Below are 24,886 nucleotides of genomic sequence, written 5' to 3'. Positions count from 1 at the left end.
CAGGCTAAGAATGATTCACAGGTAGAGTGAGGCGAATCCGGCACCCGCCCAGCTCCGACACCAATGCCTGCAACTCCCCACCATGAGCCTGCACCACCGAGCTGCAGATTGCCAAACCCATCCCCATGCCGCCGATCTTGGTGGTATGAAACGCATCGAACACCCGCTCACGCTCATCCGCAGCTATCCCCGGCCCGTTGTCGTCCACGCACACCTCCACATCATCCCCGACCACCGCCAACGCAATGCGCAGCACCCCATCGCTGCGATACCCCGCCAGCGCCTCCAGGCCATTGGTAATCAGGTTGAACACCAACTGCTGCAACTGCACCGGGTCGGCCATCACGCTCACCCCTGCCTGCAACCGCGTCTGCACGTCCACCGTGCCCTTGGCGGCATCGGCCGAGGTCAGGCGCACCACTTCGCGGATCAGTTCGTCCAGCTTCACCGCCTTGAGTTGCATTGGTGACTGCTTGGCCAGTGAGCGCAGCGCACGCACGATATTGGCGGCCCGTTCGCTGTCGTTGCGGATGTCCTCCAGACCGGCAATCGCCTCTTCCAGGTCGGGCTTGGCGCGCTTCAGCCAGCGCAGGCTGGCAGCGGCATTGGAAGCGATGCCCAGCAGCGGCTGGCTGATCTCGTGGGCGATGGACGCCGACAGCTCGTTCATCACCTGCAGTTGCGCGGCGCGCGCCAACTCCGCGCGAGAGCGGCGCAACTCGGCCTCCATCTGGGCGCGGGTCTGGTTGTCTTCGGCCAGGCGCGTGTAGAACTTGGCAGTCTGCAGCGACACTGCCGCCTGCGAGGCGAGAATTTCCAGCATGGCCAGGCGCTGGCCACCGAACAGGTTCGGCACCAGGCGGTTTTCCAGGTACACCAGGCCGATCAGCACGCCCTGGATCACCAGCGGCAGGCATAGCACCGAACGGGCGTTGCGCGCCTGCAGCTGCTCGCGGAAGGCCTCGGGGCAATCGCGCTGGGCATCATTGAGCACCAGCGGCTTCTTGGTGCGCATGGTGGCGTTGACGATCGACAGCGGCGCCTGGGTCATGAACTTCTGGCAGTCGTCCATGCTTACGTGCAGCCCGCCGTCGTCGATGTGGGCGAGGGCAGCCATCTGGAATTCGGCGCCGCTGACGATCAACAGTGCACCATGATCGGCGCCGGAGTGCTGGGTCAGGTGGCCCATCAGGGTTTCGATCAGGCCTTCAAGCAGCACTTCCTCGGACAGTGCCCGTGCTGCTTCGATGCCGACTTCCAGGTCGAGCTTGGCCTGGTGGGTGGCGCGGTAGGTTTCCTGGATCGGCTGGGTGCGCAGGAACGGGTGCAAAGCCTCCAGCTGGTGCACCTTGCCGGTCGCGCCCCAGATATGGAAACAGTCACGGGCAATACGCAGGTGCAGGTTGGCGCCGGAGATCAGGCCGCTGGGGATGCACACCTCGGCCAGCTGTTCGTGGGCCAGCGCCTGCTCGTGGATGAAACCGGCGGCGGTGGCGGCGATCTGTGCCTGGTCGAAGCAGCGGATGGCGGCCAGGCCGTCGCCCTCGAGCTTGGCGATCACGCCTTCGATCAGCAACAGCTTGTTGCGGAAGGTGGCCGGGTTGAAGCTGGCCCAGCGGTCGAAGCGCTCGCGCAGGGCCTGCAGCTCGCGCAGCTTGTCGGCCAGGCTGCCAGCGGCCTCGGGGCTGCCCAGGGCCAGGCCGCGGAACAGGTGATAGTCGGCCAGGTTGATGTGCGCCGGTGCCGCCCAGGTATTGTCTCCGGCCAGTGCCAGGTTGCGCATGGCCTGCGGGATGTTGCCCAGGTAGAAGGCGCTCATGCCGGCCAGCAGGTACTGGAAGAACCGCGTGGTGGGCGATTTCGAGACTGCGCCCGCGGCCGGGCAGGGCGTGCCGCTCAAGTTGGCGATGAATGCTTGCTGGGCCTGCAGGATCTGCTCGATATCGCGGTAGCCATGGCGGCGTACGGTGGCCTGGCCTTGCGCCACTTCCTCGACCACGTCCGGCAGGCAGCGGCCCATGAACAGCGAGTCGGAAACCAGGTGGTTGCAGGCATAGCAGCTCATCGCCAGGTCGCCGCTCAGGCGCACCGAGTCGACCGCGTCCAACGCGGTGCGGCGGGCGAACTCCATGGGCGAGGTCCAGGCGCTGACCTGGTCCAGGGCCAGTAGCGCGCTGGTCAGGTCGGCCTCGAAACCGTGCCGCTCGATCAGCTTGAGCGCGGCCAGGCAACAGGCATGGCCGTCATGGTAGGCGCCGAAATGCTCGGCAATCATCACCCCGTACCAGGCCATGCCGTAGGTGCTGCCCGGGGCAGCGCCGTGCAGCAGCGACAGCTCCATGAGCTTGGCCAGGTGCAGGAAGCAGATGTCGTCCTTTACGAAAAACGATGATGACAGGGTGGCCAGCAGGCTGATCGCAACCGTCACTTCCTCCGAATCGGTGCACGGCAGCGACTCCAGGCAGTGCCGGCCTTTCTGTTCGACCAGAGCCTGTACCCGGGCATGACTGGCTTCGATCTGTTGCCAGTCACCCCCCCGCACCGGGCTTGTACCCAGCAAGTCCAGGCCGGAGAGGGCGCTGTCGATGGCCGCCTGATAGTCGCCGCGCAAGGTGTAAAGCAGAGCCTGCAGCCGGCACACCCGCGCCTGGTCCAGCGTCGAGCGTGCGCGCTGGCGGCATTCAGTGATGCGGGCCTCGGCCGCGATCATTCGCGACAGTTGCATGTCGCACTCCGTCGCCATGCAGGCGATGGCAAAGCCATGCGTGGCGCGGCTTTCCAACGTGGCGCCGTGGTGCAGCAACTGCTCGGCCGTATGCAGGTAGCCAGCGGCCTGCTCGAAGGCGCCGTCGTCGCGGGCGCGTGATGCTGCTTCGCGTAAAAGCTGCAGGAACGCTTCGCAGTCGTCCGCTGCAAACCCGTATGGGCTGGCGCGTTGCAGCTGGTTGGCGAGCTCGAACAGCACCTCGTGCAAGTCATCTTGCCAGGCGTGGCGCATGGCCAGGGCAATATGTGCATGCAGCGAGGCACGCTCGCACTCGGGCGTGAGAGCGTACGCGGCCTCCATCACCCGCTCGTGGGCGAAGCCCAGGCCGTTCTGGCCCGGTTGCAGGAAACCCGCGCCAATCAAGGCTTTCAACGGTTCGCCGGGCACTTTGGCGAGGACTTGGTGAAGCAGGCGTTCATCGCAGCGGCTGCCCGCAGCGCCAGCCACCCGCAGCAGGTCGCGCTGCGGCGCCGGCAGGCGCGCCAGGCGTTGGATCAGCAGGTCGGCGACATTGTCGGAATAGCGGTGGCGGGCCACGGCCTGCAGGCACCATGACCAGCGCATGGCCTGGGTGTCGAAAGTGAACAGCTGGTCCTCGACCATGGCCCGGAGGATCTGATTGATGAAGAACGGGTTGCCCGCCGTCTTGCCGTGCACCAGTTCGGCCACTTGCAATGCGTCCTCGGGGCCGACGTGGTAGCGCTCGCCGATCAGCTCGGTCACCGCGCCCACGTCCAGGGGCCGCAGGTTCAGCGTGGTGCTGCGCACCGTTGCTGGTAGGGCAAGGGGTGTACTGCCGGCTGGCGCATCATTGCGCCGGGCGAAGATCAGCAACAGGTTGCCGGGTGCGTGAGCCAGCAGTTGCGCCAGCAGCTGCTGGCTGGCGTCGTCGGCCCACTGCAGGTCATCGAAGAACAGCACCAGCGGCTGGCCGGGGCGGCTGAAAACCTGCAGGAATTCGACGATCGCCCGCAGCTCCTTCTGCAGCGCCAGGCGCGTGGGCTTGGCTGGCAGTTCGGGCAGGGGGCCGAGGATCAGTTGCAGGTCTGGCGCCAGCTTGCCCAGCAGCCGGCCGTGGCCTTTGATGCGGCGCAGGATCTCGCGGCGCAGGGTGTCGAGGTCCTGGCTGTTCTTGGCCAGCAACTGGGTGGTCAGCGCGCCGAGAATTTCGACCCAGGGCGCGTAGGACACGGCCTGGGCAACGCTGTTGCACTTGCCGATGGCCCAGTAGCCTTTGGCGTTGGCCTTGAGAGCTGCCTCGACCAGGCTCGACTTGCCCATGCCGGCGGCGCCGTTGATAAACAGGGCATGTGGATTGCTGTCGCGGTGCAGGGCCTTGAGCAGCAGGGCAATGGCTTTCTGTTCGGCGCAGCGGCCATACAGGCGTGCGTGGCTGGGCGTGACCGGGTCGGCACAGCCTGGTTCGAAGTCTTCCATCGTCTTGCTGGCAGCCCACTGCCGCTGACAGTGGGCCAGGTCCACCGCCAGGGCGCGGGCACTCTGGTAGCGGGCATCCGGCTCTTTGGCCAAGGCCTTGGCCAGGATCCGGCTGAGGGGTTGCGGCACATTGCTGTCCACTTCGCAGGCCGCTCGCGGCTGCACACCGGCATGCAACTGGCGCCAGTGCTGGGTGTCGCGCCCGGCCAGCGGCAGTTCGCCCAGCAGTAGCTGGTAGAGGATCGCGCCCAGGGCATAGATGTCGCTGCGTCGGTCGCTGCTGCTGCCGTGCGGGCAGACCTGTTCCGGCGCCAGGTACGCCCAGTTGCCGAGCGGGGTGCCCTGTTCGCTGATCAGCTCCGCCGGGTCGGCGCGAAAGCAGCCCAGCCGCACCCGCTGATTGGCGTGCAGGCACACATGCTCGGGCTGCAGCGCGCCGTGCAGTACATTGCGTTCGTGGGCCTGGGCCAAGGCATTGGCCGCGTTCACCGCGATCTCGAGAAACGGCGCCAGGGCCGTCGGGCCTTCAGCGATCAGGTCAGCGAGGGAGCGGTCGGCCGGGTACACCAGCAGCGGGCCTTCGGCCGAACGTACGAACGCCGAGGGGATCACCGCCCACTGCGGGTCCAGTTGCAGGCGGTAGTCACGCTCCAGGCGCTGGCAGGCGGCTGGGGCCTCGCGCGGGGCGCGTACGGCTATCCAGGCCTGGTGGGTGGCAGGGTCTTGAAGACGGAAGTAGCTGAGCTCACCTTCCTGGCCGAGCGCGCTGATATCGCACCGGTTCAGCCAGCCCTCATCCACCGACTGGTCGTAATCGATGGGCCTGTGGGCAAGGCGTTCATCGAGCATAAAGCACCCCCTGCTAGCGACATCATGAAGCGCGAGTATACGCAGCCAGCCCAGTACGGATGCGGGCTGCAGCCGGCCTGGCAGGAACGGGCACGCTGTTGTCCGTTATCGTCCCCTGGGGGCTGGCGGGCTTTTGTATAGTCCTCAAGCCAACCTATCCCTCGGGATAATTGTCTGAATGCGTACGCAGGCCTAGGCTGGCGGGGCTGCGAAAACGCCTGTGCCCGCGCGAGGAAGCCATGATCCGAATCGGTAATGCCCAGGTGTCGCTGGAACGGCGCGAAGCCTTTGTTGACGGCAAACCGGTCCTGTTGGGCGGGCGTGCCTTCGAGGTGCTGGCCACGCTGATCAGGGCCAATGGCCGGGTGGTCGGCAAGGACGAATTCTTCAGCCAGGTGTGGGCCGGCACGGTGGTCGAGGACAACAACTTGCAGGTGCAGGTGTCTTTGCTGCGCAAGGCCTTTGGCGACCGCGGCCTGATCCAGACCGTGCCGCGCCGGGGCTACCGCCTGGCCGCCGAGATCAGCCTCGAAGTACCTGGCAAGGCGCTGGAAAAGTCGCCGTTGTGCGCTGTGGCCGACACTGTCGAGCTGTTCGATGAGCGCTTGAGCGTGCCGGTGCTGGTGGTGGATGACGACCCGTCGGTGCGCACGGCGTTGGGCCGTCTGCTGCGCTCGCAGGACATCCCGCATCATTTGTTCGCCAGTGCCGAGGCACTGTTCGAGGCCCGCCTGGCAACCCCCTATGCCTGCCTGTTGCTGGACATGCACCTGCCCGATACCAGCGGCCTGGAGGTGCAGGACGCGCTGCGCCGGCTGGCGCTGCCCTGGCCGATCGTGTTCATGACCGGCTTCGGTACCATCCCGATGACCGTCCAGGCCATGCGCGCCGGGGCCGTGGAGTTCCTGACCAAGCCGTTCGACGAAGACCAGCTGCTGACACTGTTGCAGGCGGTGCGCACACGTGCCGTGACGGAAGGGCGCAAGTGGCGCCATGCGCGGCAGGTCGAGGAAAAATACCAGCGCCTGACCCAGCGCGAGCGCCAGGTGTTCTCGTTGGTGGTCGGCGGCCTGTCGCACAAGCAGATCGCCAGGCAGATCGGCACCAGCGAGGTGACGACCAAGGTGCACAAGAAGAACATCATGAACAAGATGCAGTCCCGTTCACTGCTGGAGCTGGTGGCCATGCACAACGTCATCGGGTTGCAGCCTGAGGGCCTGGGCGGCGCATGAGCAGAGCGGTGTGCATCGTCGACGACGATGCGTCGGTGCGCAAAAGCCTGGCCAACCTGCTGCGTTCGGCAGGGCTCGAGACTTTGTCGTTCGCTGCGGGGGACCTGTTCCTGGCCTCGGCATTGGCACGGCAGGCGGGGTGTGTGCTGCTCGATCTGAAGATGCCTGGGATGAGCGGGCTGGCGGTGCAACGCGAGCTGGCCCGGCTGGGATGGCGTTTGCCGGTGATCTGCATGTCGGCGCATTGGGATGAAGGGGCGGTGCGGGCGGCGATGGCGCTTGGGGCAATGGTGTGCCTGGGCAAGCCATTTTCCGAAGAGGTGCTGCTGAAGGTGGTTGAGGATGCTTTGATGGGCAGCCAGTGAGGCCTGTAGCGGCCCTTTCGCGGGTGAACCCGCTCCCACAGGTACTGTGCTGGTCTCAAGAACTGTGCAGTACCTGTGGGAGCGGGCAAGCCCGCGAAGAGGCCGATAGCTTTAACAGCCATCTCAGCACACTTGCGCAATCAATATGCTTGTAGCGAGGTAATGCTCGCCGGGTTGATCAATTAGCGAGACCGTTGCCATGCCCCGCCTGACGCCCTTCCTCGACCCCCAATCCCCGCCTCTGATTGCCACCGGCCTGTTGTTCATGCGCGTGATGGCTGCCTTGTTGCTGCTGTTTGTCCACGGGCTGCCCAAGCTGCTGGACTGGAGTGGAGAGTTGCAGCGCATTGAGGATCCCTTTGGGCTGGGGGCCCCACTGACCTTGGGGGTGGCGGTATTTGCCGAGGTGGTTTGCCCCCTTTTGCTGGTGCTGGGGATTGCCGCACGCCTGGCTTGCCTGCCGGTGCTGGCGGTATTGCTGATAGCGCTGCTGGTGGTGCACCCGGACTGGACGCTGGAGCAGGGGCAGTTTGCCTGGTTGCTTGTGGCGCTCTATGGCGGGCTGGCGTTGACCGGGCCCGGCGGGTATTCGGTTTCCGGGCTTTTCTGGCAGAACAAGGTTGCCTGATTGAGCGTGGGGCCGCGTTGCGACCCATCGCCGGCAATCTAACTGCTCCCTGGCCGGTACTGCAGCGCCTCGGCAAGATGCGCCCGGCCAATTGCCTGGCTACCCTCCAGATCCGCCAGCGTTCGCGCCACCTTCAGCAACCGGTGTGCCGCGCGCAACGACAGGGACAGCCGCTCACAGGCCCCCTCCAGCCAAGCCTGGTCCGCCGCCGCCAACCCACAATGGCGGCGCAATCCCTCAAGGTCGAGAAACGCATTCGCACACCCCTGCCGCCGCTGTTGCACCTCGCGCGCTTCGGCCACCTTGGCCGCGACATCGGCACTGGTCTCGCCGCAGGGCTGGTTGTTCAGCGTGGTGCTCTCCCGGGCCACGGTCAGGTGCAGGTCGATACGGTCCAGCAGCGGCCCGGACAGCTTGTTGCGATACCGCGCGATCTGCTCGGTGCTGCAGCGGCAGCGGCCGGTGGGGTCGCCCAGGTAGCCACAAGGGCAGGGGTTCATTGCCGCCACCAGTTGGAAACGTGCGGGGAAACGCACCTTGTCGCGGGCCCGGGCAATCACGATCTCGCCCGACTCCAGCGGCTCGCGCAGCACTTCCAGCACGCGCCGCTCGAATTCCGGCAGTTCATCCAGAAACAGCACCCCATGGTGGGCGAGGGTGATTTCGCCCGGTTGCGGCCGGCTGCTGCCGCCGACCAGCGCCGGGCCGGAAGCGGAGTGGTGCGGATGGCGAAAAGGCCGCTGTGGCCAGCTGCTCAGTGGCGTATGGCCGCTGACCGACTGGATCGCCGCCACTTCCAGTGCTTCGTGCTCGTCCAGCGGTGGCAGCAGCCCCGGCAGGCGGCTGGCGAGCAAGGTCTTGCCGGTACCGGGAGGCCCGGTGAACAGCAGGTTGTGCGCCCCGGCCGCCGCTAGCAGCAGTGCGCGCTTGGCCGCCAGTTGGCCCTGCACCTCGCTCAGGTCCGGGTACGGGCGTTGCTGCAGGATCAGCCCGTTGGCGGCATACGGCGGTAACGGCACCTGGCCGTTCAGATGGGCGACCAGCTCCAGCAGATGCCCCACCGCATACACCACCAGCCCGCCTGCCAGGCTGGCTTCCTCGGCGTTCTCCCGTGGCACCACCAGTGCCCGGCCGGCTTCGCGTGCCGCCAGTGCCGCGGGCAACACGCCCTGCACCGGGCGCAAGTTGCCAGACAGCGCCAGTTCACCCAGGCATTCGACTTCGGCAAGGGTGGCCGTTGGCACCTGGCCATCGGCGGCGAGAATGCCCAGGGCAATGGCCAGGTCATAGCGCCCGCCATCCTTGGGCAGGTCGGCGGGGGCGAGGTTCTGGGTGATGCGCCGCTGCGGGTAGTTCAGGCCTGAGTTGACGATGGCGCTGCGTACCCGGTCCTTGCTCTCTTTGACCGTGGTTTCCGGCAGGCCGACCAGGGTGAGATGGGGCAGGCCATTGGCCAGGTGGGTTTCGACGCTGACCGCCGGTGCCTGCACGCCCACCTGGGCGCGGCTGTGGACGAGGGCTAGGGACATGGACGCTCCGTTGTCGCTGAAAAGGGCCGCTTCCTGCGGCTTTGCAAGAATAGCGAGCGCGGCCCGGAGCGGCGCAAGAAGTGTGCGTCGTGATTTTTCAGGCAGGGATTGCCCCTGCATTCTCACCCCGTTAGGTTCGTGCCTGCTGTACGCCCGAGGGACTCAGGCGCGTACATAGACCCAGGCGGTCAGGCCCGAAGCGAGGGTGACGGCCACGCGCTTGTAGTCGGCGACTTCATAGCGGTCCGCTGCCGCCAGCTCTTCTTCGCTGATCTGGAAGACCATGCCGGCCACGCTGTCGTCGGCCTGGCTGCTGGGGGTAACGATAGGGTGATGGGACTTACCGCTGGCTGCCAGCACGGCCGGGTCGGTGATCTCGACCCAGTCCTGGCGGTAGCCCAGCATGCGGTCGGTCTGCCCGCTCAGTTCGCGGCCGAAGTTGGCCAGTTGCACGGCCTTGTCCTGCAGGGTGCCGTAGGAAAACAACAATACCGGGTAAGCGCTGGAGGGCTGCATTCACTCATCCTGTGGGGGCGGGTCAAGCCGGGCTTCCAGCTCGGCTACTTGTTTTTCCAGGGCCTCGAGGCGTGCACGGGTGCGCGCCAGTACGACCATCTGGCTGTCGAATTCTTCGCGGCTCACCAGGTCCAGCTTGCTGAAGGCACCTTGCATCAGCACCTTGAACTGGCTTTCCAGTTCGGCGCGGGGCTGGGCGGTATCACTGCTGAACAGGCGCGAGGCCTGGTCGCTCAGGGCGTCGAGAAGGGCTTTGGGCGCAAGCATGGGGCTGTCCACTGAAACTGAGAAATGGCCGGCAGTGTAGCACGGGCGAACCTGGCACCAGATTGCACATTTTTCGAGCAACGCGCCAGGTGGGCGTGCACCGAAATTGTGCATGTTTTCCATGCTGGCGACTGGCCAATCCCGACCAATTCACATAACTCACTGTTTTCCCGTGCGTTGGCAGAACTGGCAAGGTTTCTGCAATGACCCGTATGAGCCATGCACTGATGCAGTTCCTTGTGACCAGGCAGTGCGCACGCGGAGCCGGATGCCGACGACGCGTTACAAAGCCAAGCGCTGCGCTTAGACTTGAGACGGGTTTGTTTTCCTGGGGCAAGTCCACCAAATCGGGAGAGAGTTTCATGAAGCTAGTCACAGCCATCATCAAGCCGTTCAAGCTGGACGACGTGCGCGAGTCGCTGTCGGAAATCGGCGTGCAGGGCATCACCGTCACTGAAGTCAAAGGCTTCGGTCGGCAGAAGGGCCACACCGAGCTGTATCGCGGTGCTGAATACGTGGTCGATTTCCTGCCCAAGGTGAAGATCGATGTCGCCATCGACGACAAGGACCTTGATCGGGTAATCGAAGCCATCACCAAGGCAGCCAACACCGGCAAGATCGGTGACGGCAAGATTTTCGTGGTGAATCTGGAGCAGGCGATCCGTATCCGTACCGGCGAAACCGATACCGACGCGATCTAAGCAGCAACAAAGCCTCACCAAACCCAACGCCCCAGGAGAAAACAACATGACTCTGCGTAAGATCGCAGGGCTAGGAGCCCTATTGTCCCTCGTAATGCCCGGGCTTGCCCTGGCCGAGGAAGCTGCCCCAGCGCTGAACTCCGGCGACACCGCCTGGATGCTGACCGCAACGGCGCTGGTGCTGTTCATGACCATTCCGGGCCTGGCCCTGTTCTATGGCGGTATGGTGCGTTCCAAGAACGTGCTGTCGGTGATGATGCAGTGCTTTGCAATCACTGGCCTGATGAGCATTCTCTGGGTCGTCTATGGCTACAGCATGGCCTTCGATACCACCGGTATGGAAAAGGGCGTGCTCAACTTCAATTCCTTCGTCGGTGGCTTCTCCAAGGCGTTCCTCAGCGGCGTCACGCCCTCGAACCTGACCTCGGCTGCCGCACTGTTCCCTGAAGCGGTATTCATCACCTTCCAGATGACCTTCGCCATCATCACCCCGGCATTGATCGTCGGTGCCTTCGCCGAGCGCATGAAGTTCTCCGCGATGCTGGTGTTCATGGGCATCTGGTTCACCCTGGTCTATGCGCCGATCGCGCACATGGTCTGGAGCGGTGACGGTGCGCTGATGTGGGACTGGGGCGTGCTGGACTTTGCCGGCGGCACCGTGGTGCACATCAACGCCGGTGTCGCGGGTCTGGTCTGCTGCCTGGTGCTGGGCAAGCGCAAGGGCTACCCGACCACCCCAATGGCCCCGCACAACCTGGGCTACACCCTGATGGGCGCGGCCATGCTGTGGATCGGCTGGTTCGGCTTCAACGCAGGCTCTGCCGCTGCCGCCAACGGCACCGCCGGCATGGCCATGCTGGTTACCCAGATCGCCACCGCCGCTGCGGCCCTGGGCTGGATGTTCGCCGAGTGGATCGGCCACGGTAAACCGAGCGCCCTGGGCATCGCCTCGGGTGTGGTCGCCGGCCTGGTCGCCATCACCCCGGCTGCCGGTACCGTGGGCCCGATGGGCGCCCTGGTGATCGGCCTGGTCTCGGGCGTGATCTGCTATTTCTGCGCCACCAGCCTCAAGCGCAAGCTGGGCTATGACGACTCGCTGGACGCCTTCGGCGTGCACGGTGTCGGCGGCATCCTCGGTGCGATCCTCACCGGCGTGTTCGCGGCACCGGCGCTGGGCGGCTTTGGCGCGGTCACCGACATCGGTGCCCAGGTCTGGATCCAGGCCAAGGGTGTGATCTTCACCGTGGGCTACACCGCCATCGTCACCTACGTGATCCTCAAGGTGCTGGATGTGGTGATGGGCCTGCGGGTCAGCGAAGAAGAAGAGTCGGTCGGCCTCGACCTGGCTCAGCACAACGAGCGCGGCTACAACCTGTAACTGCGACGCGGTAAAAACTTGCCCGGCTTGCCGGGCATTTTTTTGCCAGATTTTTAGCATTTCCCGCACGGCAAACGGTTTATCCGACACGTTCGCGACGTAGGCAGAAAACTTACAAAACGCAGAGCATTCATGGTGCTTTGTTTTTTCCGCTGGCGCGCTAGAATGCGCGCCGAAGGGTGTTTGACGAGTTGTTCACACGCTTCGCCAGCCTTTGCTAGGCTTGCCAATAGCGTGTGGCCAGCAGGGGCTAAAGGATTTGTCAGGTCCTGCCAGGAGCAGGGCCTGTTGGGTGCCGCCTCCCATCAGGAGCGCCGCCCCTAGGGCAGTGGCCTAACCCACGGCCAGTTGAATTTTCACTGGTGGCTGCCGATCTACGGCTGCACTGGTCTATAACTAACCTGCTTTTCGCAAGTCATGAGGTAGAACATGAGCGACGACGATCTGGAAAATGATGACCTCGAAGTAGGCGACGAAGACGAGGGCGATGAAGGCCTCGAAGCGGCAGCCGACGATGGCGCCGAAGACGCTGGCGATGACGACAGCAGCCCGGCACCCGTTGCCAAGGGCAAATCCAAGGCGGCGGTCTCGGTAGACGAGATGCCGAGCATGGAAGCCAAGCAGAAGGAGCGTGACGCCCTGGCCAAGGCCATGGAAGAGTTCCTCGCTCGCGGTGGCAAGGTTCAGGAAGTCGAGGCCAACGTGGTCGCCGACCCGCCCAAGAAGCCGGACAACAAGTACGGCAGCCGCCCTATCTGAGTGGCTGATCCAAAAAAGCCCGCCGTCGCTGCGGGCTTTTTTGTGCCTGTGGGTTTTGTGTTGCCTGTGCCGGCCTCTTCGCGGGCTCGCCCGCTCCCACAGGGATCGCGCAGAAGCTGAGAGGGCAGTGAACCTGTGGGAGCGGGTTTACCCGCGAATGGGCCGCGCAGCGGCCCCTGTCAGCGCCAGCGCGCGAGGACGTCGGGCAACTGCGACAGGCGCTGAATCTCGGCATCCGGCGCCTGCTCGCCTACCCAGGGCTTGCCCAGGGGGTTGAACCACACCGCCCGCAGCCCGGCACGCTGGGCACCGGCGATGTCATCTCCGGGGTGGTCGCCAATGTGCACCGCCGCGCTGGCCTCCACGTCACCGCGGCGCAGGGCTTCGAGGAACGGCGCCGGGTCCGGCTTGCCGATGCCGAGGTCCTCGGCACACAGGGCAAAGCGGAAATAGTCCGCCAGCCCCAGCCGACTCACATCGGCATTGCCGTTGGTGACCACGCCCAAGGTGTAGTGATGGCGCAGGATCTCCAGCACCGGCTGCACCTCCGGGAAAATCTCTACCTGGTGTCGGGCATGCAAGAACACTTCGAAGCCTTCATTGGCCAGTTCCTGCGCATGCTTCTCGCTGTAGCCGACTTCTTCCAGTGCATGGAACAGCACCCGTCGGCGCAGGGCGCTGATACGGTGCTTCAGGCCGGGTTCGGCTTGCACCAGGCGCTCGCGGATGGCGAACAGGTGCTCCACCGGCACGCCGCCAAGGATTGGGGCGTTGGCTTCGAGCCAGTCGCGCAGCACGACTTCCGCGCTGGCGATCACCGGCGCGGTATCCCACAGGGTGTCGTCGAGGTCGAAGGTGATCAGCTTGATGCTCATGAGTCTGTGCCTTTGCTGCGTTTGGCCCGAGGGTGGGCGCTGTCGTACACCGCGGCCAGGTGCTGGAAGTCCAGGTGGGTGTAGATCTGCGTGGTGCCGATGTCGGCATGGCCGAGCATCTCCTGCACCGCGCGCAGGTCCTGGGACGATTCCAGCACATGGCTGGCGAAGGAATGGCGAAGCATGTGCGGGTGCAGGTGCTGGCCTAGCTCGCGCTCACCGGCCGCCTTTACCCGTTGCTGAACGGCCCGTGGGCTGATGCGGTTGCCCTGGCGGGTGATGAACACCGCGCGGTCGCGCGGGTTGCCGATGCCGCGCAGGCGGTACCAGGCCTGCAAGGCCTCGCGGGCCTTGCGGCCAACCGGTAGCACGCGGGTCTTGCCGCCTTTGCCCAGCACCTGCACCAGGCCGGCGGCGAGGTCGAGGTGATCGAGGTCGAGGTTGGTCAGCTCGGACAGGCGCAGGCCCGACGAATAGAACAGTTCGAGGATGGCCTGGTCGCGACGGGCGATAAAGTCATCGTCGACACCGCCATCAAGCAGTTGCAGGGCGCGGTCGGTGTCCAGCACTTTGGGCAGCCGGCGTTCGCCCTTGGGCGCGCTCAGGCCGCTGGCCGGGTCGTGCTGGCACAGGCCTTCGCGGTTGAGGTAGCGGTACAGGCCGCGAACCGCCGACAGCAGCCGCGCCAGGCTGCGCGAGGACTGGCCATGGTGGTGCTGGCGGGCGATCAGCTGGCGCAGCTGCTGGATCTGCAGCGCCTGCCAGCCGGCAATGCCGTGTTCCTTGCAGTAGGCGACGACCTTGTCCAGGTCGCGACGGTAGCCCAGCAGGGTGTGCTCGGACACCTGGCGCTCGTTGCGCAGGTGTGCGCAATAAGCCTCCAGCTTGCGTTCCATCAGCGTACCGGGCGCAGGGTCTGGGTAAGGCGTGGCACAACGCGGCCAAGTACTTCGGCGATGTAGCCGAGGAACAGGGTGCCGACGCTGCTCTTGTAGTGTTGCGGGTCACGGCTGCCGATCGCCAGCACCCCGTGCAGGCCCTGGTATTCCAGGGCCGCCACGGCGCTGGAGCCCACTTCCCGGCGCTGTTCTTCACCGAACAGGAAGGCCAGTTCGTGCTCGCGCAGGTTGCCGCTGACCGTCTTGCCGCCGCCCAGCAGGGCTCCGATGGCCTGTTGCGCTTCGGCGTTGCTGACCCAGCGCCCGACCGGCGCGACGTTTTCGCCGAACAGGATCAGGCTGACGAAGGGCACCTGGAACTCCTGGCGCAGGCTGTCTTCGACCGCCATCACCACTTCTTCCAGGTTGCCGGCGTCGAGCAGGTCGAGGATCAGCCGGCGGGTCTTGTCGAACAGCCGGTCGTTGTCGCGGGCTACATCCATCAGTTGCGACAGGCGGTGGCGCATCTCGATGTTGCGGTCGCGCAGCAGCTTGAGCTGGCGCTCCACCAGCGACACGCTGTCGCCACGCTGGTGGGGGATGCGCTGTTCGATCAGCAGCTCGTCGTGTTCGGCGAAGAAGGTGGGGTGGGCGCGCAGGTAGGCGACCACCGCTTCGGCATCGAGCTCAGCGGACTGCTGGGGTACAACCTGGGGCTGATCGGTCATGGCGGTTACTCGCTTAGAGACGAACCTGTCCTTCGTAGACGCGTACGGCCGGGCCAGTCATCACAACGGGCTTGCCGGGGCCGGCCCATTCGATGTGCAAGCGGCCACCGGGCAGGTCGAGGGACACCGGGGAGTCCATCCAGCCCTGGCTGATCGCTGCCACGGCGGCGGCGCAGGCGCCAGTGCCGCAGGCCTGGGTTTCGCCCGCGCCGCGTTCCCACACGCGCAGGTTGGCGCGGTGGCGGTCGATGACCTGGAGGAAGCCGGCATTCACCCGCTGCGGGAAGCGCGGGTGGTTCTCGATCTTCGGGCCCAGTTGGTGCACGGGGGCGGTACGCACGTCGTCGACACGCAGCACGGCATGCGGGTTACCCATGGACACGGCGGCAATCGAATGCACCTGGCCGTCGACTTCCAGTGGGTAGCTCAGCGCCTGCTCGTCGGCGACGAAGGGGATTTCGGCAGGGATGAAGCGCGGTGGCCCCATGTCGACACTGACCTGGCCGTCATTCTGCACGTCCAGTTCGATGATGCCGCTCTTGGTTTCCACGCGGATACGCTTTTTCGCGGTCAGGCGCTTGTCCAGCACGAAGCGGGCGAAGCAGCGCGCACCGTTGCCGCACTGCTCGACCTCGGAGCCGTCGGCGTTGAAGATGCGGTAGCGGAAGTCCACTTCCGGGTTGTTCGGTGCCTCGACGATCAGCAACTGGTCGAAGCCGATGCCGGTGTGGCGGTCACCCCATTGCTTGGCGTGCTTGGGCTGGATGTGCGCGTGCTGGCTGACCAGGTCGAGGACCATGAAGTCGTTGCCCAGCCCATGCATCTTGGTAAAACGCAGCAGCATGGGCTTACTCCGGCAGCAGGCTTTCGCCAGCGTACAATTCGGCGATGGTCTCGCGGCGGCGTACTTCGAAGGCCTGGTCGCCGTCGACCAGGATTTCAGCGCAACGGCCACGGGTGTTGTAATTGGAACTCATGACAAAACCATAGGCGCCCGCGGACTGTACGGCCAGCAGGTCACCTTCGGCCAGGTTCAGCACGCGGTCCTTGCCGAGGAAGTCGCCAGTCTCGCAGATCGGGCCGACCAGGTCGTAGGCACGGCCTTCGCCTGTGCGTGGCTTGACCGCGCTGACGCCCATCCAGGCCTGGTACAGGGCTGGGCGGATCAGGTCGTTCATCGCCGCATCGATGATGGCGAAGTCCTTGTGTTCGGTGTGCTTGAGGTATTCCACGCGGGTCAGCAGGACGCCGGCGTTGGCCACGATATAGCGGCCCGGTTCGAACACCAGGGCCAGGTCGCGGTCGCCGACGCGCTCACGGATGGCCTTGATGTAGTCGGCCACCAGCGGCGGCTCCTCATCGCGGTAACGCACGCCGACACCGCCACCCAGGTCCAGGTGGCGCAGGTGGATGCCGCACTCGGCCAGGCGGTCGACCAGCACCAGCAGGCGGTCGAGGGCATCGAGGAAAGGCTCGACGGTGGTCAGCTGCGAACCGATGTGGCAGTCGACACCGACCACTTCCAGGTTCGGCAGCTGCGCGGCGCGCACGTAGATGGCCTCGGCATCGGCGATGGCGATGCCGAACTTGTTTTCTTTCAGGCCGGTGGAGATGTACGGGTGGGTGCCGGCGTCGACGTCCGGGTTGACCCGCAGCGAGACCGGGGCAACCTTGCCCATCTCGGCGGCCACCACTTGCAGGCGCTCCAGTTCATCGGTGGATTCGACGTTGAAGCAGTGCACGCCGACTTCCAGGGCACGGCGCATGTCGTCGCGGGTTTTGCCTACGCCGGAGAACACCACGCGGTCGGCACGGCCGCCAGCGGCCAGCACGCGCTCCAGCTCACCGCCAGAGACGATGTCGAAGCCTGCGCCCAGGCGCGCCAGCACGTTCAGCACGCCGAGGTTGGAGTTGGCCTTGACCGCAAAGCACACCAGGTGCTCGGTGCCTTGCAGGGCGTCGGCGTAGCTACGGTACTGGGCCTCGATGTGGGCACGCGAATAGACGTAGGTCGGGGTGCCGTAGCGTTCGGCGATGGCCGACAGGCCCACGCCTTCCGCGAACAGCTCGCCGTCGCGGTAGTTGAAAGCGTTCATCTGGTTTCCTTACTGCGCTGGCGACTGCTCGGGCTCGGACTGCAGCTCGGGCTGCTGCTGCGCCGGGGCCGGCTTGGCTTTTGGCTGGTACTGGTGCGACTTGTGGCTGGCCTTGCCGTCCTTGCCGTCTTCAGGCAGGTACAGCGGGCCTTTCTGGCCGCAGGCCGAAACGAGGCAGGCAACAGCGACCAGCGCCGCGAGGGAGGAAATCAGGCGCTTCATGGGTGAAATCCTTAGAAATATGCAGTATTGCGACCGAGTATACCGAGCGACCGACGGCTTGCCTATGCAAGGGCCGGCCCGCCGGGCGGGCTATTCTTACCGCCTGCAAGGGCCCTTTCGCGGCTAAAGCCGCTCCCACAGGTACTGCACTGGCCTTGGGCCTTGCGCTATCCCTGTGGGAGCGGCTTTAGCCGCGAAGGGGCCAGTGAAGGTAGCGGCTAAACCTTTGCATTCGGCGGCAAGCGCCCGTATCTTGCCGGGCTTGCCTGTAACGCAGCCAATTTCGAGGTTCCTGCAATGAGTTTGAGTGAAGCGCGTTTCCATGATCTGGTCGACGCGACCCAACAGGCCCTGGAAGACCTGTTCGACGAGAGCGGCCTGGACCTGGACATGGAGAACTCCGGCGGCGTCCTCACCGTCAAGTTCGAGGGCGGCGCCCAATTGATCTTCAGCCGCCAGGAGCCGCTGCGTCAGCTGTGGCTGGCCGACCGTTCCGGCGGTTTCCACTTCGACTACGACGAAGAAAGCAAGAAGTGGGTGTGTGAAAAAAGCGAAGAACTGCTGGGCGAAATGCTCGAGCGCATCGTCTGGGAGCGGGCCGGCGAGAAGCTGGACTTCGACGAGATCTGACATGAGCAGTACCCAGGCCCGGCCGCCCAAACCGCTCTACAGCAACGTCAGCCCCGCCGTGCCGTCGCCGTGCATCAGCGTTTGCCGGCTGGACGAACAGCGGGTCTGCACGGGTTGCCACCGGCATGTCGAGCATATCCGTGAATGGCGTTCAGCCGATGACGAACGGCGCCGGCAGATTTGCCGCGAGGCCCAGGCCCTGCGCGACCAGGCTAAGGCACACTGACCGCAGGGACTTGAGTATTTACCCGGCTGTGGTAACGTCGGGTTCTGCGTCGGTGACGCCAAAGCATTCACAAACCCCGCCCTTGGGCGGGGTTTTGCTTTATCTGCACGATGAAAACCGCCTGTTCAAAGGAGTCTGACTGGATCATGAGCACCAAGCCTTCCCTCATCCTCACCCGATTGGACGTACAACGTCTGGAGCGTCTGATCGACAGCCTCGACGAGAGTACGCCGGGTGTGCTCGCCCTGCAGGACGAGCTGGACCGCGCCGAGCAGGTTGTCGGTCACGAGGAAGTCCCGGCTGGCGTGGTGACCATGAACTCGCGCGTGTACTGCCGTGAGGAAGCCAGCGGCAAGGATTACCACCTGACCCTGGTGTACCCGAAGGATGCCGGGCCGGAAGGCAAGGTCTCAATCCTGGCGCCGATTGGTTGCGCCTTGCTGGGGTTGTCGGTGGGCGAGCAGATCGACTGGCCGGCACCGGGGGGCAAGACCCTCAAGCTGAAGTTGCTGGAAGTGGAATACCAGCCAGAAGCCGCGGGCGATTTCGACCTGTAAACCCCGAGAGGCCGCTTTGCGGCCCATTCGCAGCACAAGGCTGCTCCTACAGGTTGAGATGCGATCCCTTGTAGGAGCAGCCTTGTGCTGCGAATTCAGGATCCTTCCGCCAAAACCTGCTCCAACCCCTCATTCAAAGCGTGTTCAAGCTCCCGCTTGTAGCGCAGGTACACCTGCGTCGACCCCAACTGGTCATCCAGCAACTCAGACAAGTCCAGGTCGGTGATGTAGCAGCGGTACTGCCCTGCACCGCGTCGCTGGCCGATGATCTGCCGGGCCACCACCGCATACAGCTGCTCACCATGCTCCAGTTCGGAAAACTCCTGCTGGTCGCAATACAGCGTCACATGCGCCGCGCCGGCCACCCCGGCCTGGATGATCGCCTGCACCTCATAGTAAGGCTGGTCGCTACCCTCGACCGGGGCCGGGCGCGGCTCGATGCTGCGCGCTTTGCCTGGCCCGGAAGGCAACAGTTGCGCGTAGTGGATGTCCAGCGAGGCCGGCCGCAGGTTATCCAGCGGTAGCCGGGCATCGCGGCGCATCACCACCGAGCGCAGAAAGCGTTGCAGCGGCAACAGCAGGTGGGCTTCGTCGTGCAGGGGCAGGCGTTGTTGCCACAGGGCGTTGTATTCATCCAGCACGTATAGCTCGGCCGAGCCACCCTGCAGGCGGTAGAACACCTGGATGCAGGCCGGCCGGCCCTGCTCCAGCACCAGGCGCAGGTCGTGGTCCTGCAGGGCGTTGGCATCCAGGTACAGCGGGCTGTAGGCGCTACGCTCTTCGCCCAGGTGCTCCAGCAGCGCCTCATGCTCGGCCAGGGTGGTCAGGCCGACATGCCCGGCCAGCAGCTCCAGCACATGGGTGTGCTGGGCCACCTGCAGCAGGTAGCGGTGGTTCAGGCCCTGGTCCAGCAGCAGTTGCACGGTGTCGAAAATTTCCTCCACGCGTTGGCCGATGGCCTGGGCGCGGCTCTGGCAGAAGCAGCGCACCCGCACCCTCGGCCGGTGGCCGCGCAGCACGGGGCTGTTGAGGAAGTCGCGCAGGCAGCGCACCAGCGCGTGCTCGCCATCAAAGCGCTGGACCAATACCTCGTTCCAACTGTTGAGGGTGACTTGGTCCAGGGTCAGTACCAGGTTCTCGCGCACGCCTGCATAGCTCAACGAGTCGGTGCGCTCGGTGGTCATCAGGATGTTCAGGTCGCGGTGGTGACGCAGCGGGTCGATGGCGACGTTGACCAGCAGCAGCACTTCGTCGGCAACGCTGGGTTGCAGCAGACGCACCTCGCTGACGGTCGGCAAGGGCAGGGGGATGCTCTGCTGCAGGCAGCCGATCAGGTTGAACAGCTCGAATTCGCTGAGGTCGCTGACACCCGGGTGCAGCGCCAGGCGCGTGCTGCTGTCGATCACGCCGTTGCGATGGGCCCAGGTCAGCAGTTCGAGCAGCTCGCGGCAGCGCTTGAGCGGGCTGAAGTGGTCCACCTCATGGGGGCTCAGGTTGCCGGTGTACAGCTCCCAGTGGTGGCTGCCGGGCTCCTTGCGGTTGGGCGCCTGGACCAGGGTCAGGGTACCTTCGGCCAGGTCCGGGGCGATACCAGGGTTGATCACTTCGACCTTGCCGGCGCGGCGCTCGAAGGCCGCGTAAAGCCGCCTGCCCAGCACATTGAGATCGCGCTGGTCGGCGCGGCTGCTGGCGTTCTGAGTACGGGCGAACTGGCTGAGGAAGCGGTAGCTGTGGTTCAGTTCGGCCACCAGTTCACGGCGTTCGACGGCAACTTGCTGCACTTTCCATTGGCTGCGGCTGTCCAGCAGGGCCAGCTGGCGCTCGTCCCAGCCCCACTCGTCGGCCAGGCGTTGCAACAGCTGGCGTTGCCAGCCATTGGCCCGGGCCGGGTCGCTGAGCTTCTTGTTCACCTTCAGGTACAGGCTGCGCCGCACCAGCTCCAGGCGCGCGAATTCGCCACGCTGCAGCAGGTAGCGCTCGATACGCCGGTACACCATCACGTAGGGGTCCAGCTCGTCGAGGTCAAGCTGGTTGGCGAACACTGCCTGCTTGTAGTCCAGGCTCAGGCAGCGTACGGCGGGGTGTTCGCTGGCGTAGGCCTCGGTCAGCAGCAGCTTGAGCAGTGACTTGTAGGGCGAGTCGATACCTTTGAACAGTTGCCACAAGCCGGCGCCGACGAACTCGCCGGGCGGGATGTGCGCCAGGTTGCCGAGATCGAGGGCGTCCTGGCTGCGGATGAAGCGCTTGGACAGCAGGGTCTGGGTGTAGGCGTGGTAATGGTGTTCCTGGTAGACCGGCACCAGCCACCACAGCGGCGTGCGCCCGGCCAGCCAGATAGTGGTGCGATAGAACTCGTCCAGCAGCAGATAGTGCTGGGTGGTGCCGCAGTCGTCGGAGCCGAGCTGGCCTTCGCGTTGGCCCTGGGCGAAACCTTGCGTGTCGATCAGGAAGAAGTGCGCCTCGGCACCCAGGCTTTCCGCCCACGCCTCCAGCAGCTGGCATTTGCGCCGCAGTTCGTCCAGCAGCTCGTCGGCCAGGCCGGGCGCATGGCACACCCACAGGTCCATGTCGCTTTGCTCGGCCTGGGCCAGCGAGCCCAGGCTGCCCATCAGGAACAGGCCGTGTATCGGCCGAGGTGGATTGCCATGGCGGGCCTTGTAGGTGAACGAGCGGGCCAGGCGCTGGGCCTCGACTACCAGGTCGGCACTTGGCTCGTAGCCCGATACGCCAGCGGGGGTGCTGCCGGAGACATAGCCCGGCAGCAGTGGGTGGTTCACGTGAAACAGCAGCGGCAGCAGCGTCAGCACCTGTTGCTGGCGCGTCGACAGACCCTCCAGCGCCCGCTGCAGCCGGCCCTGGTTGAGCCGCAGGAAGCGCGCACGCAATGTCGCCAGGACCTTGCGGTCGATACCTTCGTCCAGGTCGGGGCGGATTTCGTGGGGGTGGTTCATTGCACACTCGGGCAGGCCAGCGGAGCTGTGGCGAGTTTAGCCTGAGTGGCGGGGGTGGATAAGCGGCAATTGAAATATTGGCGCCATTTTCCCAGCGTATGTGGCGGCTGCTCCAGCTTTCGCTGCGCTTGAGGCATGATGGGTGCCTCAAGCCGATTGTGAGGTTTTCCGATGCGTGTGTGGATCGATGCCGACGCCTGCCCCAAGGCGGCCAAGGATCTGATCGTCAAGTTCGCCCTCAAGCGCAAGTTCGAGGTGGTGATGGTGGCGGGCCAGGCTGTGGCCAAACCGGCGTTCGCGATCGTGCGCCTGATCGTGGTGCCCAGCGGCATGGACGCGGCCGACGATTACCTGGTGGAGCACGCAGTGCCCGGCGAGCTGGTGATCTGCAGTGACGTACCGTTGGCCGACCGCCTGGTGAAAAAGGGCGTGGCGGCGCTGGACCCGCGCGGGCGCGAGTTCGACGAGCGCAACATGGGCGACCGCCTGGCTGCGCGCAACCTGTTCACCGAGCTGCGCGAGCAGGGCCAGGTGGGGGGAGGGCAGGCACCTTATGGCGAGCGCGAGAAGCAGGCGTTTGCCAATGCGCTGGACCGGATCATTGCCCGGTTATCCAAACCCTGAAGCGACCCTGCTGGCGGGGTGGCCGCTCCCACAGGGACCGCGTCAGATTCTGAATCTTGTACCCGTTACTCGTGGGTCAGCTCCAGCACCCGATCCACCAGCTTGTAGATCCCGCCAGCCGCTTCACTGATCGACTTGGCCTCCATGTATGCCGGGGTAGTCACCAGCTTGCGCTGGGTGTCTTCGACAATATCGTGCACGTCGCACGGTTCATGGGTGCCACCCATCTTCTCCACCGCCGCTGCAGTGCCGGCGTCGGTACCGATGGTGCAGACCACGCCCGGCCCGTAGATCTTCGCCGCCAGCGCCGGCGAGATGCAGATCAGGCCAACCGGCTTGCAGGCGTCGGCAAAGGCTTCGGCCAGGGCCAGCACATCCGGGTTGACGCTGCAGTTGGCGCCTTCCACGGCAAAGTTGGACAGGTTCTTCGCCGCCCCGAAACCGCCCGGCACGATCAGCGCATCGAAGTCCTCGGCCTTGGCTTCGCGGATGTCCTTGACCTCGCCGCGGGCAATGCGCGCCGATTCCACCAGCACATTGCGCGACTCGGGCATTTCCTCGCCAGTCAGGTGGTTGATCACATGCATCTGCGCAATGTTCGGCGCGAAGCACTGCACCTGCGCACCACGCTGGTCGAGGCGCAGCAGGGTGATCACGCTTTCGTGGATTTCGGCGCCGTCATACACGCCACAGCCGGAAAGAATCACCGCTACTTTTTTTGTCATGCTTTTTACTCCAGTGTCGAGGCGCTAAATGTCCTCTAGTTTGGCAGATGTAGCCATAGGGATTCCTGCGCGCGCGGCCTAATCTTGGCCGATAACGTCTGAGGTCGTACCCATGGACCTGATCCTGCTGGCCGTGCCGTTCTTCTTCGTGCTGATTGCCGTCGAGCTGGTGGCTGACCGCGTACGTGGCCAGCGCAACTTCACCTTGGCCGACTCGATCAACAGCCTCAGCACCGGCGCGCTGTCGACCAGTACCGGCTTGCTGACCAAAGGGGTAGGGCTGGTGACCTATGCCCTGGCGTTCGAGCACTTGGCGCTGCTGCGCCTGCCGCCGCAGGCCTGGTGGGTGTGGCTGCTGGCCTTTGTCCTGTACGACTTCTGCTACTACTGGCTGCACCGTCTTGGCCACGAGCGCAACGTGCTGTGGGCTGCGCACTCGGTGCATCACCAGAGCGAGGAGTACAACCTCACCACGGCGCTGCGCCAGACCAGCAGCGGGTTCATCTTTTCGTGGCTGTTCTACCTGCCGCTGGCGTTGCTCGGTGTGCCGCCGCTGGTGTTCATCACGGTGGCGTCGCTCAACCTGCTGTACCAGTTCTGGGTGCATACCCGGCACATTCCAAAGCTGGGCTGGTTCGAGTGGGTGTTGATCACGCCATCCAACCATCGCGTCCACCATGCGCAAAATCCTGTTTACTTGGATCGCAATTACGGCGGCGTGTTCATTCTCTGGGACCGTCTGTTCGGCACCTTCAAAGAGGAGGACCCGGCCGAACCGGTGGTGTTCGGGGTGACCACGCCGCTGGCCAGCTGGAACCCGCTGTGGGCCAACCTGCAGTTCTATGCCCAGCTCTGGCACGATGCCCGGCGCGCTGGCAGCCTATGGGACAAGCTGCGTATCTGGTTCATGCCCACCGGCTGGCGCCCGGCCGATGTGGCCGCAGGCTACCCACATGCCAAGCAGGACCTGGCGTTGTTTCGCAAGTTCGAGGTGGCCCTGGGCCGCGCGCAGCAGGCCTATGTGGCGGCGCAATTCGTGGTTTACGTGGCGCTGGGCAGCTACCTGATGGATGTGGCCGAGCGCGTGCCAACCGCCGCACTGGTACTCGGCTGGGCGCTGATGGCGTTTGGTTTGTTCGTGCTGGGCGCGCTGCTGGAGAACCGGCCATGGGCCGTGCGTCTGGAGTGGGTACGGCTACTGGCGAATGCGCCGGCGCTATACCTGGCCGGCGCACTGGGCTTAGCGGTGGTCGTGCCGCTGGCCTGGTTCCTGCTCGTGGCTTACAGCCTGTTCAGCCTCTGGGGCCTGGGGCATGCCCGCCGCCTTGCGCTCCGCGCGCAACGTGCGGAAGCGCCGGCGCAGCCACAGCAGGCCGCCCAGCGCCAGCAGGCCGCCGAGCACCCATAGCTCGTAGCGCTTCACGTTGCCCAGCAGGCCTTCGAGGATGGCGCCGAAGTGATACGCGGCCGCGCCCAGGGCCACCGCCCAGATGGCCGCGCCGATACCGTTCAGCAGCAGGTAGCGGCGTGGCGGGTAGCCGGACAGACCAATGGCCACCGGCATGACCGTGCGCAGGCCATAGACGAAGCGGAAACTCAGTACCCAGATGTCGGGGTGGCGACGGATGTGGTCCAGCGCCCGGTCACCCATCGCCTGCCAGCGTGGTTTGCGTGCCAGGATCCTGCGCCCGTGGCGACGGCCCATGAAGTACCACAGCTGGTCGCCGGCATAGCTGCCGAAAAACGCCACCAGGCACACCAGGTTGATGTCCATGTAACCGCGGAACGCAAGGAACCCCGCAAGCACCAGAATGGTCTCGCCTTCGAAGAAGGTGCCTAGAAAAAGGGCGAAGTAGCCGAAATCCTGCAGGAATTGTTGAAGCATTTTCTGAGGTGCTGGCGAAATGAACGCGAAGCCTACCCCTTCGCGCGCGTTCGTGAAAGTG

General features: G+C 65.0%; 23 protein-coding genes and 1 pseudogene. 11 read left to right on the top strand and 13 right to left on the bottom strand.

The genetic code is table 11. The features are described 5' to 3' along the window. Positions 1 to 4: 4 nt before the first annotated feature. Positions 5 to 5,053, bottom strand: a complete 5,049-nt coding sequence (locus A4C63_RS07840) for an ATP-binding sensor histidine kinase (protein WP_063912198.1) — start codon at positions 5,051 to 5,053, stop codon at positions 5 to 7. Positions 5,054 to 5,292: 239 nt separating this feature from the next. Here A4C63_RS07840 and A4C63_RS07835 point away from each other — a divergent pair, with 239 nt between their 5' ends. The 3 genes from A4C63_RS07835 to A4C63_RS07825 all read left to right on the top strand — a co-directional run bounded on the left by A4C63_RS07835 (position 5,293) and on the right by A4C63_RS07825 (position 7,278). Beyond that, complete coding sequence (locus A4C63_RS07835; RefSeq protein ID WP_063912197.1) at positions 5,293 to 6,285, top strand: response regulator; 993 nt, start codon at positions 5,293 to 5,295, stop codon at positions 6,283 to 6,285. After that, positions 6,282 to 6,650, top strand: coding sequence for a response regulator transcription factor (locus A4C63_RS07830; RefSeq protein ID WP_172827493.1), 369 nt, complete (start codon positions 6,282 to 6,284; stop codon positions 6,648 to 6,650). Before A4C63_RS07835 ends, A4C63_RS07830 begins: the two co-directional genes overlap by 4 nt. A 199-nt stretch (positions 6,651 to 6,849) precedes the next feature. After that, positions 6,850 to 7,278, top strand: coding sequence for a DoxX family protein (locus A4C63_RS07825; protein WP_063912195.1), 429 nt, complete (start codon positions 6,850 to 6,852; stop codon positions 7,276 to 7,278). 38 nt (positions 7,279 to 7,316) lie between these two features. On the opposite strand, the gene A4C63_RS07820 is transcribed toward A4C63_RS07825, so the two are convergent. The 3 genes from A4C63_RS07820 to A4C63_RS07810 form a co-directional block, all read right to left on the bottom strand. Continuing rightward, positions 7,317 to 8,807: a YifB family Mg chelatase-like AAA ATPase gene (locus A4C63_RS07820; protein ID WP_063912194.1), complete on the bottom strand. Its 1,491-nt coding sequence runs from the start codon at positions 8,805 to 8,807 to the stop codon at positions 7,317 to 7,319. Between the two features lie 162 nt (positions 8,808 to 8,969). Further along, positions 8,970 to 9,323, bottom strand: a complete 354-nt coding sequence (locus A4C63_RS07815; protein ID WP_063912193.1) for a gamma-glutamylcyclotransferase family protein — start codon at positions 9,321 to 9,323, stop codon at positions 8,970 to 8,972. Beyond that, entirely contained in the window at positions 9,324 to 9,590 is a 267-nt protein-coding gene (locus A4C63_RS07810) for an accessory factor UbiK family protein (RefSeq protein WP_063912192.1), read from the bottom strand. It abuts the gene before it with no gap. A 362-nt stretch (positions 9,591 to 9,952) separates the two neighbouring features. On the opposite strand from A4C63_RS07810, the gene glnK reads away from it, so the two are divergent. From glnK to sutA, 3 genes are all read left to right on the top strand, one after another. Then, positions 9,953 to 10,291, top strand: a complete 339-nt coding sequence (gene glnK, locus A4C63_RS07805) for a P-II family nitrogen regulator (RefSeq protein ID WP_002555808.1) — start codon at positions 9,953 to 9,955, stop codon at positions 10,289 to 10,291. A gap of 46 nt (positions 10,292 to 10,337) precedes the next feature. Next, positions 10,338 to 11,669 carry an ammonium transporter gene (locus A4C63_RS07800; RefSeq protein ID WP_063912191.1) on the top strand — a complete coding sequence of 444 codons (1,332 nt, stop codon included), beginning with the start codon at positions 10,338 to 10,340 and terminating at the stop codon, positions 11,667 to 11,669. Positions 11,670 to 12,098: 429 nt separating this feature from the next. Next, entirely contained in the window at positions 12,099 to 12,428 is a 330-nt protein-coding gene (sutA, locus tag A4C63_RS07795) for a transcriptional regulator SutA (protein WP_063912190.1), read from the top strand. A gap of 179 nt (positions 12,429 to 12,607) precedes the next feature. Here sutA and A4C63_RS07790 read toward each other — a convergent pair whose 3' ends face one another. The 6 genes from A4C63_RS07790 to A4C63_RS07765 are packed head-to-tail and all read right to left on the bottom strand — an operon-like array spanning position 12,608 to position 17,227. Then, complete coding sequence (locus tag A4C63_RS07790; RefSeq protein WP_063912189.1) at positions 12,608 to 13,303, bottom strand: HAD family hydrolase; 696 nt, start codon at positions 13,301 to 13,303, stop codon at positions 12,608 to 12,610. Then, a complete protein-coding gene (gene xerC / locus A4C63_RS07785) occupies positions 13,300 to 14,199 on the bottom strand; it encodes a tyrosine recombinase XerC (protein ID WP_063912188.1) in 900 nt (299 codons plus the stop codon). Before xerC ends, A4C63_RS07790 begins: the two co-directional genes overlap by 4 nt. Continuing rightward, entirely contained in the window at positions 14,199 to 14,909 is a 711-nt protein-coding gene (locus A4C63_RS07780; RefSeq protein WP_063912187.1) for a DUF484 family protein, read from the bottom strand. Before A4C63_RS07780 ends, xerC begins: the two co-directional genes overlap by 1 nt. Before the next feature lie 13 nt (positions 14,910 to 14,922). Continuing rightward, the gene (gene dapF / locus A4C63_RS07775; RefSeq protein ID WP_063912186.1) at positions 14,923 to 15,753 is read right to left on the bottom strand and encodes a diaminopimelate epimerase; all 831 of its coding nucleotides are present in this window, start codon (positions 15,751 to 15,753) and stop codon (positions 14,923 to 14,925) included. 4 nt (positions 15,754 to 15,757) lie between these two features. Then, positions 15,758 to 17,005: a diaminopimelate decarboxylase gene (gene lysA / locus A4C63_RS07770; protein WP_063912185.1), complete on the bottom strand. Its 1,248-nt coding sequence runs from the start codon at positions 17,003 to 17,005 to the stop codon at positions 15,758 to 15,760. A 9-nt stretch (positions 17,006 to 17,014) separates the two neighbouring features. Further along, complete coding sequence (locus tag A4C63_RS07765) at positions 17,015 to 17,227, bottom strand: lipoprotein (protein ID WP_063912184.1); 213 nt, start codon at positions 17,225 to 17,227, stop codon at positions 17,015 to 17,017. A gap of 297 nt (positions 17,228 to 17,524) precedes the next feature. On the opposite strand from A4C63_RS07765, the gene cyaY reads away from it, so the two are divergent. The 3 genes from cyaY to rnk all read left to right on the top strand — a co-directional run bounded on the left by cyaY (position 17,525) and on the right by rnk (position 18,640). Beyond that, a complete protein-coding gene (cyaY, locus tag A4C63_RS07760) occupies positions 17,525 to 17,857 on the top strand; it encodes an iron donor protein CyaY (RefSeq protein WP_063912183.1) in 333 nt (110 codons plus the stop codon). Position 17,858: 1 nt separating this feature from the next. Further along, complete coding sequence (locus tag A4C63_RS07755) at positions 17,859 to 18,083, top strand: DUF1289 domain-containing protein (protein ID WP_013974742.1); 225 nt, start codon at positions 17,859 to 17,861, stop codon at positions 18,081 to 18,083. Between the two features lie 146 nt (positions 18,084 to 18,229). Then, positions 18,230 to 18,640, top strand: coding sequence for a nucleoside diphosphate kinase regulator (gene rnk / locus A4C63_RS07750; RefSeq protein ID WP_063912182.1), 411 nt, complete (start codon positions 18,230 to 18,232; stop codon positions 18,638 to 18,640). Positions 18,641 to 18,735: 95 nt separating this feature from the next. On the opposite strand, the gene A4C63_RS07745 is transcribed toward rnk, so the two are convergent. Then, complete coding sequence (locus A4C63_RS07745; protein ID WP_063912181.1) at positions 18,736 to 21,591, bottom strand: class I adenylate cyclase; 2,856 nt, start codon at positions 21,589 to 21,591, stop codon at positions 18,736 to 18,738. Between the two features lie 171 nt (positions 21,592 to 21,762). Here A4C63_RS07745 and A4C63_RS07740 point away from each other — a divergent pair, with 171 nt between their 5' ends. Next, positions 21,763 to 22,215, top strand: a complete 453-nt coding sequence (locus tag A4C63_RS07740; RefSeq protein WP_013974739.1) for a YaiI/YqxD family protein — start codon at positions 21,763 to 21,765, stop codon at positions 22,213 to 22,215. Between the two features lie 65 nt (positions 22,216 to 22,280). On the opposite strand, the gene elbB is transcribed toward A4C63_RS07740, so the two are convergent. Beyond that, the gene (elbB, locus tag A4C63_RS07735) at positions 22,281 to 22,940 is read right to left on the bottom strand and encodes an isoprenoid biosynthesis glyoxalase ElbB (protein WP_063912180.1); all 660 of its coding nucleotides are present in this window, start codon (positions 22,938 to 22,940) and stop codon (positions 22,281 to 22,283) included. A 112-nt stretch (positions 22,941 to 23,052) separates the two neighbouring features. On the opposite strand from elbB, the pseudogene A4C63_RS26705 reads away from it, so the two are divergent. After that, positions 23,053 to 23,679: pseudogene (locus A4C63_RS26705) on the top strand (sterol desaturase family protein); the annotation flags it as partial. 501 nt (positions 23,680 to 24,180) lie between these two features. Here the strand turns inward: A4C63_RS26705 and A4C63_RS25400 are convergent. Continuing rightward, positions 24,181 to 24,825, bottom strand: coding sequence for a DedA family protein (locus A4C63_RS25400; protein WP_172827492.1), 645 nt, complete (start codon positions 24,823 to 24,825; stop codon positions 24,181 to 24,183). Between the last annotated feature and the right edge of the window lie 61 nt (positions 24,826 to 24,886).

The organism is Pseudomonas sp. p21 (genome assembly GCF_001642705.1).
Classification (GTDB): Bacteria; Pseudomonadota; Gammaproteobacteria; order Pseudomonadales; family Pseudomonadaceae; genus Aquipseudomonas.
Note: the sequence above shows the minus strand (reverse complement) of the source record. Positions and strands in the feature narration are given on the sequence as shown.